This window comes from Actinophytocola sp. (genome assembly GCF_036402745.1).
In the GTDB taxonomy this organism is placed as follows: domain Bacteria; phylum Actinomycetota; class Actinomycetes; order Mycobacteriales; family Pseudonocardiaceae; genus Actinophytocola.
Window position 1 is genome coordinate 1 of sequence record NZ_DASWSJ010000071.1, and the last position, 15857, is coordinate 15857.

Below are 15857 nucleotides of genomic sequence, written 5' to 3' on the forward strand. Positions count from 1 at the left end.
ATGGTCGCCGGCACGGCGCCACCACGCGCCTCCGCGTGCTCGGCGAACGCCCCGTTCGCGAAGCCGACGGCCCGCTGCACCCCGCGGGCGTCCAGTACCGTCGGCGCATACCTGACCGTGGTCCGCGCCGCGAGCTGGAGCACCGCGCCACCGGCGAGGACGCCCACCCGCACGGCGTCGTAGATCCGCGAGGCGACCAGGCGGTGCGCGTCCGGCGCGAGCGTGCGGTGCATGTCCTCGACGGTGCCCAGCACACCGGTCGCGACGTCGGTCAGCAGGTGGACGCCGGCATCCAGCTCACCGCCCACCGTCGGCGTCTCCTCGGGTGCCATGACCAACCCCTCACCTGCCGGCTCCTCGCCCCGAAGCCTAATACGGCGACGGCCCACCACCGTGGTGACGCGCGCCTCGGGTGCCCTGGTCGGCGGCGAACGAGGCGATCCAGGCGAGCGCGGAGTTCCAGTTGATCGCCACCTCGTTCGTCGAGTACGACTGGATGTCGTCGACGTAGCAGAACTGCGGCGCGCAGCCGGCCAGCAGGTGAGCCGCGAACGGGTCCTGCAGGGCGGCGTTCGGCCCGCCGGCGATGGACCCGGCCGGCGGGTGCGGCAGGCCGGGGTCGAGCTGGTGGGCGAAGATCCTGCTGTGCTGGTTCCGCGAGGTCGTGGTGCCCCAGCCGGTGACGTAGGACTGGTTCAGCGCGTTGCGGCCGAGGACGTAGTCCAGGCCCTGGAGGGCGCCGTCGCGGTACCGCGCCTTCCCGGTCAGGTCGAACGCGGTGGCCAGCACGACGAGGTTGTTGACGATGTTGCTGTTGGAGCCCCAGACGTAGCCGCCCGGGTCGCCGGGCAGCGGCAGCCCGTAGGCTTCCGCGTCCACAGTGGACAGATAGCTGTCGGCGGCCGTGGTGACCGACCGCCGGACCCGGTCCCGCTCGCCGGTCGGCAGTCCACTCGGGACGGTCGCGAGGTCGAGCCGGCCCAGCGCCGCGGTGGCCGCCCAGCCGAAGCCGGTGGGGCTGAACACGTCGCCGGTGTGGTGCGGCGAGGCGCGCAGGTCGTCGAGGTAGCGCCGGTCGCCGGTGGTCAGGTACAGCTCGGCCGCCGCCCAGTAGAACTCGTCGGACACGTCGCCGTCGCTGTAGGCGCCGCCGCCGGTGCCGTCGGCCGGGCTGGCGAGCAGGTCCGGGTGCGCCTTCGCCGCCGCGTAGGCGATACGGGCCGCGGCCCGGCACTCGGCGGCGAACGCGGCGTCGTAACGCGCGTAGAGCCGGCCGCACTGCGCGGCGACGGCGGCCAGGTTCAGCGTCGCGGCGGTCGACGGCGGGTGCAGCTCGCGTCGCATCGGGTCGGCCTGCGGCGCCAGCGGGAGGCCGGTCCACGCCTCGTCGTGGATCTTGTGGTGGGCCATCCCGGCGAACGGCCGGCCGGCCGGCACCTGCATGCGCAGCAGGAACTCCAGCTCCCAGCGGGCCTCGTCGAGGATGTCCGGCACGCCGTTGTGGCGCTCGGGGAGCCGCAGCGTGCCGTCGGCCAGCGCGCCCCGGGCCGCGGTCGGCGCGGTGCGGGTGCGCTCGAAGGTGGCGAGCAGCTGGTAGGTGGCGATCCCGCCGTTGACCACGTACTTGCCGTGGTCGCCCGCGTCGTACCAGCCGCCACGCACGTCGAGCCGGTAGTCGCAGCCGCCCGGCTGGCACGGGACGTCGGTGTCGCCCTGGTTGGGTGCCACGCCGACGTGCCCGGCCGGCCGCGCGTACTGCGCGCCCGCGAGCGAGCCGTCGATCGCGATGCCGCTGCGCTGGAGGTAGAAGAACCGCAGGGCATCGGAGCGCAGGTCCCGGTACACGGGGCCGATGTCGAAGGGGTGACTGGTCTCGCCGTCGGCGCTCAGCGTGTAGCCCGGGCCGGCCTCGGTGAACCGCGAGAAGTCGATCGTGTGCGTGCGCTGCCCGGAGGCCGCGTCGAGCCCGCGTGGTGTGGTCCGGCCGGTGGCCGCCACCCGGCCGCCCGGGCCGGTGAGCCGCCACGGCAGCGGGCCGGTCGCGTCGGTGACGACGGTGGCGTGCTTCGGGCCGTCGGGCAGGTAGCCGACCTGGTTGACCCGCACCCGCGGGCCGGTGTCGGGCTCGTACACCGGCGGCGCTGCGCCGCCGGTGAGGGACACGTTGTCCAGGCAGAACGTCCACGGGTCGGCGCGGCCGCCGACCTGGAACGCGAGCTGGTCGCCGGGACTGTCCACGGCCGAGGTGAACACGAACGCGAAGTGGGTGGGCGCCGGCCCGAGCGGCACCGGCTGGGAGAGCCGCTCGGTCCACGGGTCCACCTGCTGCTGCACCTTGGCCAGCACGCCCACCGGCGTCGACGCGGACGCGTCGAACGACAGCGCGTAGGACTCGCCCGCCCGCAGCGCCAGGTCGTTCTGCCCGACGATGGCGTCCCAGGGATTGGTCGTGGCGCCCGCGATCTCGGCGCAGAGCCGCCCGCCGACCACGGACGCCGGCGCGGTGGCCGTCGACCACCACGGCGCCGTCGTGGCATCGAAGGTCCCGTTGACGACGAGTTCCTGAGCGCTGAGCGCTTGCGGCTGCGCACCGGCGACCGGCCCACCGCCGACCAGTGCGACGGCCATGAGGATCACGACACCGAGACGAGTCGGGCGTACCACGGCGAGCCCCTTTCCGGGGGACAAGGCCGACACCACGACTTCGGCCGCCGCGATGAGGCCGTTCTGGGAGCGCTCCCATAACTCGGGCCTCGATCCTGGCGACCGCGCCCCGGCGTTGTCAAGACATCCACGGCCCGGAGCGCGGCCCGATCCAGGGAACGCTCCCAGCTGGCACGCCGACCTCGACGGTCAGCACCTGGCCGTCCGCGACCTCGGTGACCGATTACATCGTTGGCACAACGTTGTAAACGCAGTACCCTCAAGAACCGGGAGCCCACCTTCGACGGCGAGCGGAGGGCAGGAACGTGGCCACGCTCAAGGATGTCGCGGTCCTCGCCGGGGTCTCCGTCAAGACCGTGTCGAACGTCGTCAACGGGTACGACTTCGTCAAGCCCGAGAACCGGCGGCGGGTCGAGGACGCGTTGTCCGTCACCGGGTACCGGCCCAACCTCGGCGCCCGCAACCTGCGCCGCGGGCGTACCGGGTTCATCGCGCTCGTCGTGCCCGAGCTCTCCATCCCCTACTTCGGCGAGCTGGCCGGCAACGTCATCGCGGCGGCCGGGCGGCGCGACTGGAGCGTGCTCATCGAGCAGACCCAGGGCGACCGCGCGCGCGAGCGGGAGACCCTGGCGTCACTGGGCTCGCACATGGTCGACGGCGCCATCGTGAGCCCGCAGGCCGTCGAGGCCGGCGACCTCGGCCAACCCGGCATCCCGATGGTGCTGCTGGGCGAGCATCCCCTCGCGCTGCCGCTGGACCACGTCGGCATCGACAACGTGCGGGCCGCGCACGTCGCGGTGCGCCACCTGGTGGACCTCGGCCGGCGGCGGATCGCGGTGATCGGCCAGCACCCGACGCGGGGCACGGCCACCCAGCGACTCGCCGGGTACCGCCAGGCGCTGGCCGAGGCGGGCCTGCCGTCGCGGCCCGAGCTCGTCGCGTCGGCCCTGCGCTACCACCACAGCGACGGCGCCGAGGCGATGGCCCGGCTGCTGGACCTGCCCGAGCCGCCGGACGCGGTGTTCTGCTTCAACGACATGCTCGCCCTCGGTGCCATCCGCGTCGCCGCCGAGCGGGGCCGGCGGGTGCCGCACGACATCGCCGTCGTCGGCTTCGACAACGCCGAGCACAGCGCCTACAGCGTGCCCTCGCTCACCACCATCGCCCCCGACAAGTCCGCCCTCGCCGCGGCGGCGGTCGACCTCGTCCACCGCCGCGCCGGCGGCGACCCACCCGAGCCACCCCAGGACGTCCGGATCCCGTTCGCCCTGGAGATCAGGGAAAGCACCACCACCTAACCGAGTCCGCACCAGGCCCACCCCCTGCACCTGGAGCAGCCATGTCAACGAAGACAGTGTCGAAGTTCCGCCGAATGCTCGGCGCCGCAACGGGTTTCCTGCTCGCGGCCACCACCCTGGTCGCGGTCGCGCCGGTCGCCGACGCGGCCGTCTGGCAGCCCAAGGTCCCCCCGCTCACCACGCCGTGGACGAGCCAGGTCTCGCCGACCAACGCCCTGCCCGACTACCCGCGCCCGCAGCTCGTCCGCACCGAGTGGCAGAACCTCAACGGCGTGTGGGAGTTCGCCGGCGCGCCCAACCTCAACACGCCGCCGATCGGCCAGCCGCTGCCCGAGGGCGTGCTCGTGCCGTACCCGATCGAGTCGGCCCTGTCGGGCATCCAGCGCCACGAGGACAACATGTTCTACCGGCGGACGTTCACCGTTCCGTCCACATGGAACGGTCGGCGGGTGCAGCTCAACTTCGGCGCGGTCACCTGGGAGACCCGGGTCTGGGTGAACGGCACCCAGGTCGGCACGCACACCGGCGGCTACGACGCCTTCTCCTTCGACATCACCGCCGCGCTGCGCACCGGCGCCAACGAGATCATCGTCGGCGCGTACTCGCCCATCGACGGCAGCAGGTTCCCGATCGGCAAGCAACGCCGCAACCCCGGCGGGATCTGGTACACGGCGTCGTCCGGCATCTGGCAGACGGTGTGGCTGGAACCGGTGAGCGCCAACCACATCAAGCGCCTGGACACCACCCCCGACGTCCCGGCGGGCGTGCTCGACCTCGTCGTGCAGGGCACCGCCGGCCAGCAGGTGCGCGCCGAGGTGCTCACCGGCGGCACGGTCGTCGGCTCGGCCACCGGCACCGTCGGCGGGCACCTGCGGGTGCCGGTGCCGAACGCGCGGCTGTGGTCGCCGTCCGACCCGTTCCTGTACGACTTGCGGGTGACCATGGGCACCGACGTCGTCACCGGCTACTTCGGCATGCGCTCGCTCGGCAAGGCGGTGGTCGGCGGCGTGCTGCGGCCGTTGCTCAACGGCAGGTTCGTCTTCCAGCTCGGCACGCTCGACCAGGGCTTCTGGCCCGACGGGACCTACACCGCGCCGACCGACGAGGCGCTGCGGTTCGACCTGGAGCGGCAGAAGGCGCTGGGCTTCACCATGGTCCGCAAGCACATCAAGGTCGAGCCGGCCCGCTGGTTCTACTGGGCCGACAAGCTGGGGCTGATGGTGTGGCAGGACATGCCCGCGCTCGACGCGGTCGACGACACCCCGGCGGCGAGCCACGCGAACTACGAGTCCGAGCTGACCCGGATCGTCAACCAGCTCAAGGGCGTCACGTCGATCGTGCAGTGGGTGCCGTTCAACGAGGGCTGGGGCGAGTACGACAACGCGCGCATCGTCGACCTGGTCCGCTCGCTCGACCCGACCCGGCTGATCAACCACAACTCGGGGTCCAACTGCTGCGTGTCCGACCCGGAGCCGCCGAACGGCGACGTCGTCGACGACCACGCGTACCAGATGTCGGCCGGCACCCGGCTGCCGACCGCGAGCCGGGTCGCGGTGCTCGGCGAGTACGGCGGCCTCGGCCGGACCGTCGCGGGGCACGAGTGGCAGCCCGGCGCGGGGTTCGCCTACGGCGAGCTGTATCCGGACGAGACGTCGCTGACCAACCGGTACGTGGCGATCACCGAGGAGGTCGGCCGGTTCGTGCAGACCCGGGGCCTGTCCGCGTCCGTCTACACCGAACCGTACGACGTCGAGAACGAGGTCAACGGCTTCTACACCTACGACCGGCGGGTGCTGAAGATGAACGCGGCGCAGGTGCTGGCGGTGAACCAGCGGGTGCTCGCCCGCGCGGCCGGCACCGAGGTGGGCCGCGGCGAGCTCGTGTCGCTGCGGGTGACCACGCCGGGCTTCACCAACCGGTACCTCCGCCATCAGGACGGGCTGGCGCGCACCGATGTGGACAGCGGCACCGACGTGCTCAAGCAGGACGCCACGTTCTGGGCGCGGCCGGGTCTCGCGGACGCGGCGTGCCTGTCGTTCGAGTCGCGCAACTTCCCCGGCCGGTTCCTGCGGCACGCGAGCTGGCGCCTGCGCAGCGACCCGAACGACGGCACCCCGGGGTTCGCCGGCGACGCGACGTTCTGCGCCCGCGCGGGCTCCGGCGCGACCGCACTCGAGTCGTCCAACAACCCGGGCGCGTTCGTCCGGCACTACAACGAGGCCGTCTACCTGGCGCGGCAGGGCGGGCCGAACCCGTGGGACACGGCGACGAGCTTCGCCGCCGACACGACGTGGGCGGCCACGATCCCGTTGTGGCGCAGCGGTGCGGACCTGCCGCTGAACACCGCCCGCTCGTTCCGGGTGACGACGCCGGGCTTCACCGACCGCTACCTGCGCCACCGGGACGGCCTGGCCCGCACGGACGTGGTCACCGCCGCCAGCGACGCGCTCCTCAAGGGCGACGCGACGTTCGTCGTCCGGCGTGGGCTGGCCGACCCGGGCTGCTACTCGCTGGAGTCACGCAACATCGCCGGCAGCTACCTGCGGCACGCCGCGTTCCGCCTTCGGTTGGCAGCCAACGACAACACCGACCTGTTCCGCCGGGACGCGACGTTCTGCCCGCAGCCCGGGGCAACCAGCGGGAGCGTGCGGCTGGCGTCGGTCAACGAGCTGGGCACGAACGTGCGCCACTACGCGGAGGAGGTATGGGTCTCCACCAACGGCGGTGCCCATCCCTACGACAACCCGGCCTCCTACGCCAACGACGTGAGCTGGGCGCCCACCACGCCGTGGACCCCGTGACGGGAGGCAGCCGGCCCGTCAGTGGCGGCGGATCGTCTTGCGCAGCTGCAGGATCCGGACCGTGCCGGGGAGCGCGACGAGCAACGCGCCCGCGGCGACGCCGAGCAGGATCGCGACGGCGAGCGGGAGGTGGCCGGAGAAGCCGAAGTAGTCGACCTGCACGGTCTGCGAGTTCTGCAGGACGAAGACGAGCAGCAGCACGAGGATGACGGCCGCCACGACGAGCCCGACCCACAGCCCACCGAACCGGCTGCGCCGCACGGTGACGGGCTCGGTCTCGCCCGCGACAGACGGCGCCGGCTCGATCTGTCCGGTGGGCGAAGCCTGACCGCCCGGCGGGACCTGGCCGGCCGGCGGGACCTGGCCGGTGGGCGCGACGGGGCCCGCCACCGGGCGCCCGGGCGGTGGGCCCGGCGTGCCGATGGGTGGCGTCGGCTGGGAAGTCTGCTGCACGGGGATGTCGTGCTCTCCGGCCGACCTGTCGACGGGCGGCTGTGCGGGCGGTTCTGACCGCGTCATGGCGACCTCCGACGTGGCAGCGGCGCGATGCCGCCGCCTAGCTGGGGCATTTCCCGACCTTCCCATGGTCTCCCCGCCCGCCGGATCCGGCCACTTCACCCGTCGGTGACCGGGAGGGTTCGAACCGGGCGAGCGGGGAACTGCTCAGCCATGGACTCCGTGATCACGCTGACCGTCGACGGGACGAGGCGGCGGCTGACCGTCGACACGCGGACGACGCTGCTGGACGCCTTGCGCGAGCGGCTCGGCAACACCAGTCCGAAGAAGGGCTGCGACCACGGCCAGTGCGGCGCGTGCACCGTGCTGCTGGAGGGCCGGCGGGTCCTGGCGTGCCTGACCCTGGCGGTGGCCGTCGACGGGGCCGAGGTCACCACCGCCGACGGGCTCGCGACCGCGGCCGCGCCGCACCCGGTGCAGCGCGCGTTCCTCGACCACGACGCCTTCCAGTGCGGTTACTGCACCCCGGGCCAGATCTGCTCGGCGGTGGGGATGCTGGCCGAGCTCGCCGCCGGCTGGCCGAGCCACGTGACCGCCGACATCACCGCCGACATCGACACCAACACCGCCACCGAGCCGGTGCTCAGCCACGCCGAGATCGCCGAGCGGATGGCCGGCAACCTGTGCCGGTGCGGGGCCTACGCCAACATCGTGCCGGCCGTCGAGCAGGCCGCCGCCGAGCCCGGGACCTCGCGATGAGGCCGTTCACGTTCATCGCCGCCACCGATGCCGCGGACGCGGTCCGGCTCGTCGCCGCCGACTCCCACGCTGCCTTCCTCGGCGGCGGGACCAACCTCGTCGACCATCTCAAGCTCGGCGTCGCCGAGCCCCGCGCGCTCATCGACGTCACGCACGCCACCTCGGCGCGGATCACCGGCCGGCCGGACGGCGGGCTGCGGATCGGCGCTGCCGTGCGCAACAGCGACCTCGCCGCGGACCGCAGCGTCCGGGAGCGCTACCCCCTGCTCGCCCAGGCGCTGCTCGCCGGCGCGTCCGGCCAGCTGCGCAACATGGCGACCGTCGGCGGGAACCCGTTGCAGCGCACCCGTTGCGTCTACTTCCAGGACGTCTCCACGCCGTGCAACAAACGCGCCCCGGGCTCGGGCTGCTCCGCGCTCGGCGGCTACACCCGCTACCACGCGATCCTCGGCGCCTCCGAGCACTGCGTCGCCACGCACCCGTCGGACCTCGCCGTCGCGCTGGCCGTGCTCGACGCCGAGGTCCGGGTGCTCGGCGCCGGCGGCGAGCGCACCATCGCGTTCGCCGACCTGCTGCGGCTGCCCGGCGACGAGCCGGACCGCGACACGACGCTGGCGCACGGCGAGCTGGTCACCGCGATCGACCTGCCGGCGCTGCCCATGGCCCGGCGATCCGCGTACCGCAAGGTCCGCGACCGTGCCTCCTACGCGTTCGCGCTCGTCAGCGTCGCGGCCGCGGTCGAGGTCCACGGCGGCCGGATCGACGACGTGCGGATCGCGCTCGGCGGCGTGGCGCACAAGCCGTGGCGCGCCCACCGCGCGGAGGCGGCCCTGCGCGGCGCCGACGCGACCGAGGACGGCTACCGGGCCGCCGCCGAGGCCGAGCTGGTCGACGCCCGGCCGCTCGACGGGCTCGACGGCGGCAACGCCTTCAAGGTCCCGCTCCTCACCCGCACCCTGGTCGCGGTCCTGCGTGACCTGGCGGGCGGCCCGGCCGAGGGAGGCCCGAGGTGACCGACCAGCTGACCCCGGTCGCGATCGGCCGCCCGCTGGAGCGCCGCGACGGCCACGCCAAGGTCACCGGCACCGCGCCCTACGCCTACGAGGCCGACGTCCCGGACGCCGTCTACTGCGCGCTCACCCAGGCCACCGTCGCCCGCGGCCGCGTCGAGAGCGTCGACACCATCGAGGCCGAGCGGGTCGACGGCGTCCTGACCGTGCGGACCTACCGCGACGCCGAGCCGCTCGCCACGCAGGACGCCGAGCTCGCGGCCCTGCAGGACCCCGAGATCGGCTTCCGCGGCCAGGTCGTGGCGTTCGTCGTCGGGGAGACCGCGGAGATCGCCCGGCAGGCGGCGGACCTCGTGGGCGTCCAGTACGCCGAGGCACCGCACGACGTCGTGCTCACGGCCGACCGCGCCGACCTCTACACGCCGGAGAAGATCAACCCCGCCTACGAGTCCGACACCGCGACCGGCGACGTGGCCGCCGCGATGGCCGCCGCCGACGCCACGGTCGACCAGACCTACACGACGGCGATGAACCACAACAACCCGCTCGAGCCGCACGCCACGACCGCGCTGTGGGACCGCGAGCGCGAGCACCTGACCCTGTGGGACTCCACCCAGGGCGTGTACTCGACCCGGGACGCGGTCGCCGAGGTCTTCGGGCTCGACGCGGACCGGATCCGGGTGGTCTGCCCGTACGTCGGCGGCGGCTTCGGGTCCAAGGGCCGGCCGCACGTGCACGTCGTGCTGGCCGCGATGGCCGCCCGCGCGACGCCGGGCCGGCCGGTGAAGCTCGCGCTCACCAGCCAGCAGATGTTCTCCCTCGCCGGCTACCGCACGCCCACCATCCAGCGCATGCGCCTGGCCGCCGACCGCTCCGGACGGCTCAGCGCGATCGCCATCGACGTGGTCGAGCAGACCTCCCGCATCAAGGAGTTCGCGGAGCAGACGGGGACCCCGACCCGGATGATGTACGCCGCGCCCAACCGCCGCACCGCCCACCGGCTGGCGAAGCTCGACGTCCCGGTACCGTCCTGGATGCGGGCGCCCGGCGTGTGCCCCGGGATGTTCGGGCCCGAGGTGGCCATGGACGAGCTCGCGGTCGCACTCGACCTCGACCCGGTCGAGCTGCGCGTCCGCAACGAGCCCGCGGTCGACCCCGAGACCGGCCACCCGTTCTCCACCCGCAACCTCGTCGCCTGCCTGCGGGAGGGCGCCCGGCGGTTCGGCTGGGCCGGCCGGGACCCGCGCCCGCGCCAGGAGGAGCGCGGCGACTGGCTCGTCGGCAGCGGGGTCGCGGCCTCGGTGTACCCGGTGCACCAGCAGCCGTTCTCGACGGCGGTGGTCCGGTTCGCCCGCGGCGGCTACGAGGTCGAGATCGGCGCCGTGGACCTGGGCACCGGCACGTGGACCGCGCTCGCGCAGATCGCCGCCGACGCGCTGGGCGTGGACGTCGAGACCGTGACCATGCACATCGGCGACACCGACTATCCCGTCGCGTCGGTGGCCGGCGGCTCGTCCGGCATCAGCACCTGGGGCTCCGCGATCGTGACGGCCGCGCGGGCCTTCCGGGACAAGTTCGGCGCCGCGCCACCGGAAGGCGCGGAGGCTGACGGCAGCGTCGAGAAGAACCTGGCGGCCAACCGGTTCGCGATGTACGCGTTCGGCGCCCAGTTCGCCGAGGTCCACGTGCACCGCGACACCGGCGAGCTGCGGGCGCCGCGGCTGCTCGGCGTGTTCGCCGCCGGCCGGATCATCAACCCGCGCACCGCCCGGTCGCAGCTCGTCGGCGGCATGACGATGGGCCTGTCGATGGCGTTGCACGAGCAGAGCGTGCTCGACCCGCGGTTCGGTCACGTGGTCAACCACGACCTCGCCGGGTACCACATCGCGAGCTGCGCCGACGTCGTCGACCTGGAGGCGAGCTGGCTCGACGAGCACGACCCGTACGTGAATGCCATGGGCAGCAAGGGAGTCGGCGAGATCGGCATCGTCGGCACCGCCGCCGCGGTCGCGAACGCCGTCCACCACGCGACCGGCATCCGGGTCCGCGACCTGCCGATCACCCTGGACAAGATCCTCGCCGGCTGAGCGTTCCGACCGGGTTTCGGGCCGGGGAGGGACGGGCACCCGCGTAAACCTGGGATGGAGATTTGCGAAGGGAGCGGTTGTGACCACAGCACTCAAGGGACGCAAGGTCGCGATTCTCGCCGCCGACGGCGTGGAGCGGGTCGAGCTGGAAGCCCCGCGGGGCGCCCTGTACGGGGCCGGGGCGCAGGTGGAGCTGCTGTCCATTCACCCGGGCGAGATCTGGGCGCGGCAGTTCGACAAGGACCCGGCCGGCACGTTCCCCGTGGACAGGGAGGTCGCCGACGCCACCGTCGAGGACTACGACGCGCTGCTGCTGCCCGGCGGCACGGTCAACCCCGACAACCTGCGCACGAACCCCGGCGCCGTCGAGTTCGTCCGCGCGTTCGTGGAGAGCGGCAAGCCGGTGGCCGCGATCTGCCACGGGCCGTGGACCCTGGTCGAGGCCGACTGCGTCCGCGGCCGGCGGCTGACCTCCTGGCCGAGCATCCGCACGGACCTGCGCAACGCCGGCGCGGAGGTCGTCGACCAGGAGGTCTGCATCGACGGCCAGCTCACGACCAGCCGCAGCCCGCAGGACATGCCCGCGTTCTGCGCCGCGATCGTCGAGCAGTTCTCCGCCGCGCGCCAGCCGACCTGACCCCGACGGCTACGGCAGCGAGTCACCGGAGTCACCGGCCTCGTACGCTCAGGTCTCCTTGCGGGCCCGGCTGGGTGCGACGCGCGGTGGCTCGTTGGGCATCTTCGGGTACACCGGCGGCCACGGGGCGTCCATCAGCCCGCTCGCCATGTCCCGCTCGTGCAGCGCGAGCAGCGGCTCCAGCGACTGAGGGTCGGCCGAGACGGCCGCCCACGGGTCGCCGCGTTCGGAGAGCCGGGCCGGCACCGAGGCGAGGGTGAGCTCGCGCGGCTCGACCGTGGCCAGCTCGTCCCACGCGAACGGCGTGGAGACCTGGCCGTGCGGGTTAGCCCGCACGGACCAGGCGCCGAACACGGTCTTGTGCGGGGCGTTCTGGTTGAAGTCGACGAAGACGCGGGCGCCCCGCTCCTCCTTCCACCAGGCGGCGGTCAGCAGGTCCGGCCGGCGGCGCTCGAGCTCGCGGGCCACGGCCACGGCGGCGGCCCGCACGGCGTACCCGTCCCACCGGGGCCGCAGGCGGACGTAGATGTGGATGCCCCGGTTGCCGGTGGTCTTGGCGTGGCCGGCCATGCCAAGCTCGTCGAGCAGGGCCTTCGTCTCCGCCGCGCCCTCCCGGATCATCGGGAACGTGACGCCGGGGCCCGGGTCGAGGTCGATGCGCAGCTCGTCGGCGTGCTCGGGATCGGCCGCGGTGTTGGGCCAGACGTGGAACCCGAGACAGCCCATGTTCACCGCCCACAGCACGTGCGCGAGGTCGACGGCCACCAGCGCGTCGGACGTCGTGCCGTTCGGGGTGGACACCCGGGTGGTGGTCAGCCACGGGTCGGCCTTGGTCGGCGCCACCCGCTTCTGGAAGAACGAGGACCCGGTGACCCCGTTGGGAAACCGCTGCAGCAGCACCGGCCGGCCACCCATCGCGGCCATCAGCGCGGGGCCAACCGCCAGGTAGTAGCGGGCGAGGTCGAGCTTGGTGTCCCCGCGATCGGGGAAGAACACCTTGCCCGGGTTGGTGATCCGCACCGCCTGCCCGGCCACCTCGAGGACCTCGACGTCGTCAGCTTTGGCCACTCGACGACCGTACTCGGAAAGGCCCACGACGGCCTTCGACGCCGCCGGCAGCGGGCTCGCGCCACCGCCGGTGTCAGGGCTGCGCGGTCAGCACCCGCTGGGCGATCCAGGCGATGCCGTCCGCCGTCGCGGCCGGGGTGCTCGACGGTTGCATGACGTGGCTGAGGACGGTGCGGACGACGAGGTCGGTCGCCGTCGTGAGCCGGGGCTCGTCCAGCGGGATGTCGTAGGTCGCCAGGCGGTCGGCGAGCATGGCCTTCGCCGTGGTCAGCAGCGAGCCCGCGTGGGTCGTCAGCAGCGGCAGGAGGTCGGTCCCGGCGCCGTGCGTCGCCGACACGATCGCGTGCAGCAACGTGTTGTCCTCGGCCAGCTCCAGCACCGCGCGCACCGCCGCGCGGATCGACTCCACCAGGTCGTCCGGGTGCTCGTCGAAGGCCCGCCCGACCACGGCCAGGAACCGCGCCAGCTCGTCGAGGACCATCGCCTCCGCCAGGGCGGGCTTCGAGCCGATCTCGTTGTAGACGGTCTGCCGGCTGACCCCGACGGCGTCGGCCAGCCGCGCCATGGTGACCGACGACCACCCCGACCCGGCCGTCTGCTCGATGGCGGCCGCGACGATCCGGCGCCGCAACGCGCTGGTGCCGCTCGGCGCGGCCATGGCTGGCTCGGTCACGGACGCCATCCTACGAAGCGGCCGTCAGCGCGCCGGCACCGCGACGAAGTCGGCCTTCTCGCGCACCCCGCAGTCCGGGCAGCACCACGAGTCCGGCACGGCCGACCACGGCGTGCCGGCGGGGAAGCCCTCGCGCGGGTCGCCCGTGGCCTCGTCGTAGGTGTAGCCGCACCCGGGGCAGCGCGTGCCCGGCGCCGGGCCCGGCGCGTCGGCCGGAAGGTCCACAGTGGACGGTTCCGGCACGGCGTAGCGACCCAGCACCCGCGCGCGCCGGTGCGGGCTGATGTTCGCCCGGCCGATGTCGTCGCCGAAGTGCGCGAGCACCCGCGGGTCCATCACCCGGCGCCAGACCGGCGGCACGAGCGCGAGCACGATCATCCCGGCGTACCCGGTCGGCAGCACCGGGGACTCGGCGAAGTCCCGTAGCGTCTGGTAGCGGCGGGTCGGGTTGGCGTGGTGGTCGCTGTGCCGCTGCAGGTGGTAGAGCAGCACGTTGGTGGCGATGTTGTTGGAGTTCCAGCTGTGGCTCGGATTCACCCGCTCGTAGCGCTCCCCGCCCGGGCCGCCGCGCTTGCGCCGCAGCATGCCGTAGTGCTCCATGTAGTTCACGATCTCGAGCAGCGAGAAACCGACGACGGCCTGCACGAGCAGGTACGGCAGGATGCCGACGCCGAGCCAGGCGACCATCGCGCCCCACAGCACGGCCGACATCAGCCAGGCGTTGAGCACGTCGTTGCCGATGCGGTACGGGTGCCGGCCGCGGCGGGCGTACCGCTTGCGCTCCAGCCGCCAGGCGCTGCGCAGCGAGCCGAGGACCGTGCGCGGCCAGAACCGGTAGAAGCTCTCGCCGACCCGGCTGCTGGCCGGATCCTCCGGCGTCGCGACCCGCACGTGGTGGCCGCGGTTGTGCTCGATGTAGAAGTGGCCGTAGAAGGTCTGCGCCAGCGCGATCTTGGACAGCCAGCGCTCGTGGCTCTCCTTCTTGTGGCCGAGCTCGTGCGCGGTGTTGATGCCGATCCCGCCGATGCAGCCGACCGAGATCGCGAGGCCGAGCTTGTCGACGACCGTCAGGTCACCGGTGCCGAGCAGCCAGAACACGGCCACGAAGCCCGCGTACTGGATGGGCAGGAACAGGTAGGTGACCCAGCGGTAGTAGCGGTCGTTCTCCAGCGCCTCGAGCACGTCGTCCGGCGGGTTGGACCGGTCGAGCCCGGCCAGCAGGTCGATGGCGGGCACGACCACGAGGATCACGATCGGCCCGATCCAGAACCACACGCCCCAGCCGGTCAGCGCGTGCAGGCCCAGCGCCGCGAAGGCGAGGGACGGCACGACCAGGCCGATCAGCCACAGGTACCGCTTCTTGTCCGTCCACCGCTCGGTCGACCCGTCAGGGATCGTGCCGGCGCTCGTGTCGGCCTCGTTGACGGCTGCCACCTCTGCTGCCCTCCTCGTCCGGGAGCTTTACAGAAATGTAGCGTTTGTAAAGCGACTTGACAAGAATGGTGGAGTTGTAAACCTCCGCTCCGGTCTCGGCGGTGGCGGGCGGGGCGGTAGGTTTGGAGCCATGGACCTGCGCGGACCGGCTGTGCTGCTGGCCGTGGTGATGTCGGGCGTGGTGATGTCGGTGGCCGGGTGCGCTCAGGTGGACTCCGCGGTGGACCAGGCGAGCGTCGCCACGGACAAGGCCGCCGTCTGCGCCGAGGCGCTGGGGCTCGCGGACCTCAACCCGCTCGTCGACCCGGCGAAGCTCAAGGCCCGCGCCGAGGACAAGGAACGGCGGCTGCGTGACCTCGCGGCGAACGTCGCGGACCAGGACGTCAAGAGCTCGCTGCTCACGATGGCCGACTCCTACGTCGAGGTGCAGAAGGAACGCTTCGACGACCTCTCCGTCGTGACCGCCTGGGCCTCCCGCAACGCCGCCCACCTCGACGCACTGCGCGCGGCCTGCACCTAGCCGCGTCTGACAATGCTGCGGTCCAGGTGGTTGCCCCGTGGAGTACCACGGCCTCGTCGCCTCGGACGCGGTCGGGACGAGTACGTCCTCTGATCTTTCTGAGGTGGTGTCGAATGGCGTCGAGCCCGTTCGTAGCCAGGGTGAGAGACCGGCAACGGCCGGTCGCCTGATCCTCCTGCCTCCTCCCAAGGAGTTCGCCATGAAGCAGTACCTGCTCGCCGTCCAGTTCGACGAAACCGTGCCGGAGTCCGAAGAGGAACTGCGGGAGCAGATGGCCCGGACGGGCAAGGTCACCGCCGACATGCAGTCCGCCGGCTCGTGGGTGTTCGTCGGTGGCCTGCTGCCCTCGCACGCCAGCACGGTCGTCCGCCCCGGCAACGGCACGACCACGATGACCGACGGCCCGTTCGCCGAGACGAAGGAGCAGCTCGGCGGGTTCTGGGTGATCCA

14 protein-coding genes are annotated in these 15857 nt (G+C 72.9%); 8 read left to right on the top strand and 6 right to left on the bottom strand.

Going from position 1 to position 15857, the window contains the following annotated elements:
• On the bottom strand, positions 1 to 332 hold a 332-nt coding region (locus VGD70_RS06995; RefSeq protein WP_331079299.1), incomplete at its 3' end, for a hypothetical protein.
• A 37-nt stretch (positions 333 to 369) separates the two neighbouring features.
• Positions 370 to 2628 (bottom strand): glycoside hydrolase family 9 protein, encoded by a 2259-nt coding sequence (locus tag VGD70_RS07000; protein ID WP_331079301.1) that lies wholly within the window; start codon positions 2626 to 2628, stop codon positions 370 to 372.
• A 341-nt stretch (positions 2629 to 2969) separates the two neighbouring features.
• Here VGD70_RS07000 and VGD70_RS07005 point away from each other — a divergent pair, with 341 nt between their 5' ends.
• Together VGD70_RS07005 and VGD70_RS07010 are read left to right on the top strand one after the other, a co-directional pair.
• Positions 2970 to 3962: a LacI family DNA-binding transcriptional regulator gene (locus VGD70_RS07005; RefSeq protein ID WP_331079302.1), complete on the top strand. Its 993-nt coding sequence runs from the start codon at positions 2970 to 2972 to the stop codon at positions 3960 to 3962.
• 41 nt (positions 3963 to 4003) lie between these two features.
• Positions 4004 to 6763 carry an AbfB domain-containing protein gene (locus tag VGD70_RS07010; protein ID WP_331079304.1) on the top strand — a complete coding sequence of 920 codons (2760 nt, stop codon included), beginning with the start codon at positions 4004 to 4006 and terminating at the stop codon, positions 6761 to 6763.
• Between the two features lie 18 nt (positions 6764 to 6781).
• Here the strand turns inward: VGD70_RS07010 and VGD70_RS07015 are convergent, their stop codons facing one another.
• Positions 6782 to 7282: a LapA family protein gene (locus tag VGD70_RS07015; RefSeq protein ID WP_331079306.1), complete on the bottom strand. Its 501-nt coding sequence runs from the start codon at positions 7280 to 7282 to the stop codon at positions 6782 to 6784.
• Between the two features lie 150 nt (positions 7283 to 7432).
• Here VGD70_RS07015 and VGD70_RS07020 point away from each other — a divergent pair, with 150 nt between their 5' ends.
• The 4 genes from VGD70_RS07020 (at position 7433) to VGD70_RS07035 (ending at position 11712) form a co-directional block, all read left to right on the top strand.
• Entirely contained in the window at positions 7433 to 7978 is a 546-nt protein-coding gene (locus tag VGD70_RS07020) for a 2Fe-2S iron-sulfur cluster-binding protein (protein ID WP_331079308.1), read from the top strand.
• Positions 7975 to 8991, top strand: a complete 1017-nt coding sequence (locus VGD70_RS07025) for a xanthine dehydrogenase family protein subunit M (RefSeq protein ID WP_331079310.1) — start codon at positions 7975 to 7977, stop codon at positions 8989 to 8991. The genes VGD70_RS07020 and VGD70_RS07025 overlap by 4 nt, the downstream gene beginning before the upstream one ends.
• Positions 8988 to 11075, top strand: coding sequence for a xanthine dehydrogenase family protein molybdopterin-binding subunit (locus tag VGD70_RS07030; protein WP_331079312.1), 2088 nt, complete (start codon positions 8988 to 8990; stop codon positions 11073 to 11075). Before VGD70_RS07025 ends, VGD70_RS07030 begins: the two co-directional genes overlap by 4 nt.
• A gap of 79 nt (positions 11076 to 11154) precedes the next feature.
• Positions 11155 to 11712: a type 1 glutamine amidotransferase domain-containing protein gene (locus VGD70_RS07035; protein ID WP_331079314.1), complete on the top strand. Its 558-nt coding sequence runs from the start codon at positions 11155 to 11157 to the stop codon at positions 11710 to 11712.
• A gap of 48 nt (positions 11713 to 11760) precedes the next feature.
• On the opposite strand, the gene ligD is transcribed toward VGD70_RS07035, so the two are convergent.
• From ligD to VGD70_RS07050, 3 genes are all read right to left on the bottom strand, one after another.
• Positions 11761 to 12780, bottom strand: coding sequence for a non-homologous end-joining DNA ligase (gene ligD / locus VGD70_RS07040; RefSeq protein ID WP_331079316.1), 1020 nt, complete (start codon positions 12778 to 12780; stop codon positions 11761 to 11763).
• A gap of 73 nt (positions 12781 to 12853) precedes the next feature.
• Positions 12854 to 13462 (bottom strand): TetR/AcrR family transcriptional regulator, encoded by a 609-nt coding sequence (locus tag VGD70_RS07045; protein WP_331079318.1) that lies wholly within the window; start codon positions 13460 to 13462, stop codon positions 12854 to 12856.
• 15 nt (positions 13463 to 13477) lie between these two features.
• Positions 13478 to 14887, bottom strand: a complete 1410-nt coding sequence (locus VGD70_RS07050) for a fatty acid desaturase (protein ID WP_331079320.1) — start codon at positions 14885 to 14887, stop codon at positions 13478 to 13480.
• A 169-nt stretch (positions 14888 to 15056) separates the two neighbouring features.
• On the opposite strand from VGD70_RS07050, the gene VGD70_RS07055 reads away from it, so the two are divergent.
• Positions 15057 to 15407: a hypothetical protein gene (locus tag VGD70_RS07055; RefSeq protein WP_414637906.1), complete on the top strand. Its 351-nt coding sequence runs from the start codon at positions 15057 to 15059 to the stop codon at positions 15405 to 15407.
• 199 nt (positions 15408 to 15606) lie between these two features.
• Positions 15607 to 15857, top strand: a 251-nt coding sequence (locus VGD70_RS07060; RefSeq protein ID WP_331079324.1) for a YciI family protein, incomplete at its 3' end; no start/stop codon positions are given.

What these genes read in the sequence shown, in the direction of transcription:
- VGD70_RS07000 (WP_331079301.1), bottom strand. Translation starts at nt 2,628, where the DNA reads ATGGCCGTCGCACTGGTCGGCGGTGGGCCGGTCGCCGGTGCGCAGCCG.
- VGD70_RS07010 (WP_331079304.1), top strand. Translation starts at nt 4,004, where the DNA reads ATGTCAACGAAGACAGTGTCGAAGTTCCGCCGAATGCTCGGCGCCGCA.
- VGD70_RS07015 (WP_331079306.1), bottom strand. Translation starts at nt 7,282, where the DNA reads ATGACGCGGTCAGAACCGCCCGCACAGCCGCCCGTCGACAGGTCGGCC.
- VGD70_RS07020 (WP_331079308.1), top strand. Translation starts at nt 7,433, where the DNA reads ATGGACTCCGTGATCACGCTGACCGTCGACGGGACGAGGCGGCGGCTG.
- VGD70_RS07025 (WP_331079310.1), top strand. Translation starts at nt 7,975, where the DNA reads ATGAGGCCGTTCACGTTCATCGCCGCCACCGATGCCGCGGACGCGGTC.
- VGD70_RS07045 (WP_331079318.1), bottom strand. Translation starts at nt 13,462, where the DNA reads ATGGCGTCCGTGACCGAGCCAGCCATGGCCGCGCCGAGCGGCACCAGC.
- VGD70_RS07055 (WP_414637906.1), top strand. Translation starts at nt 15,057, where the DNA reads ATGTCGGGCGTGGTGATGTCGGTGGCCGGGTGCGCTCAGGTGGACTCC.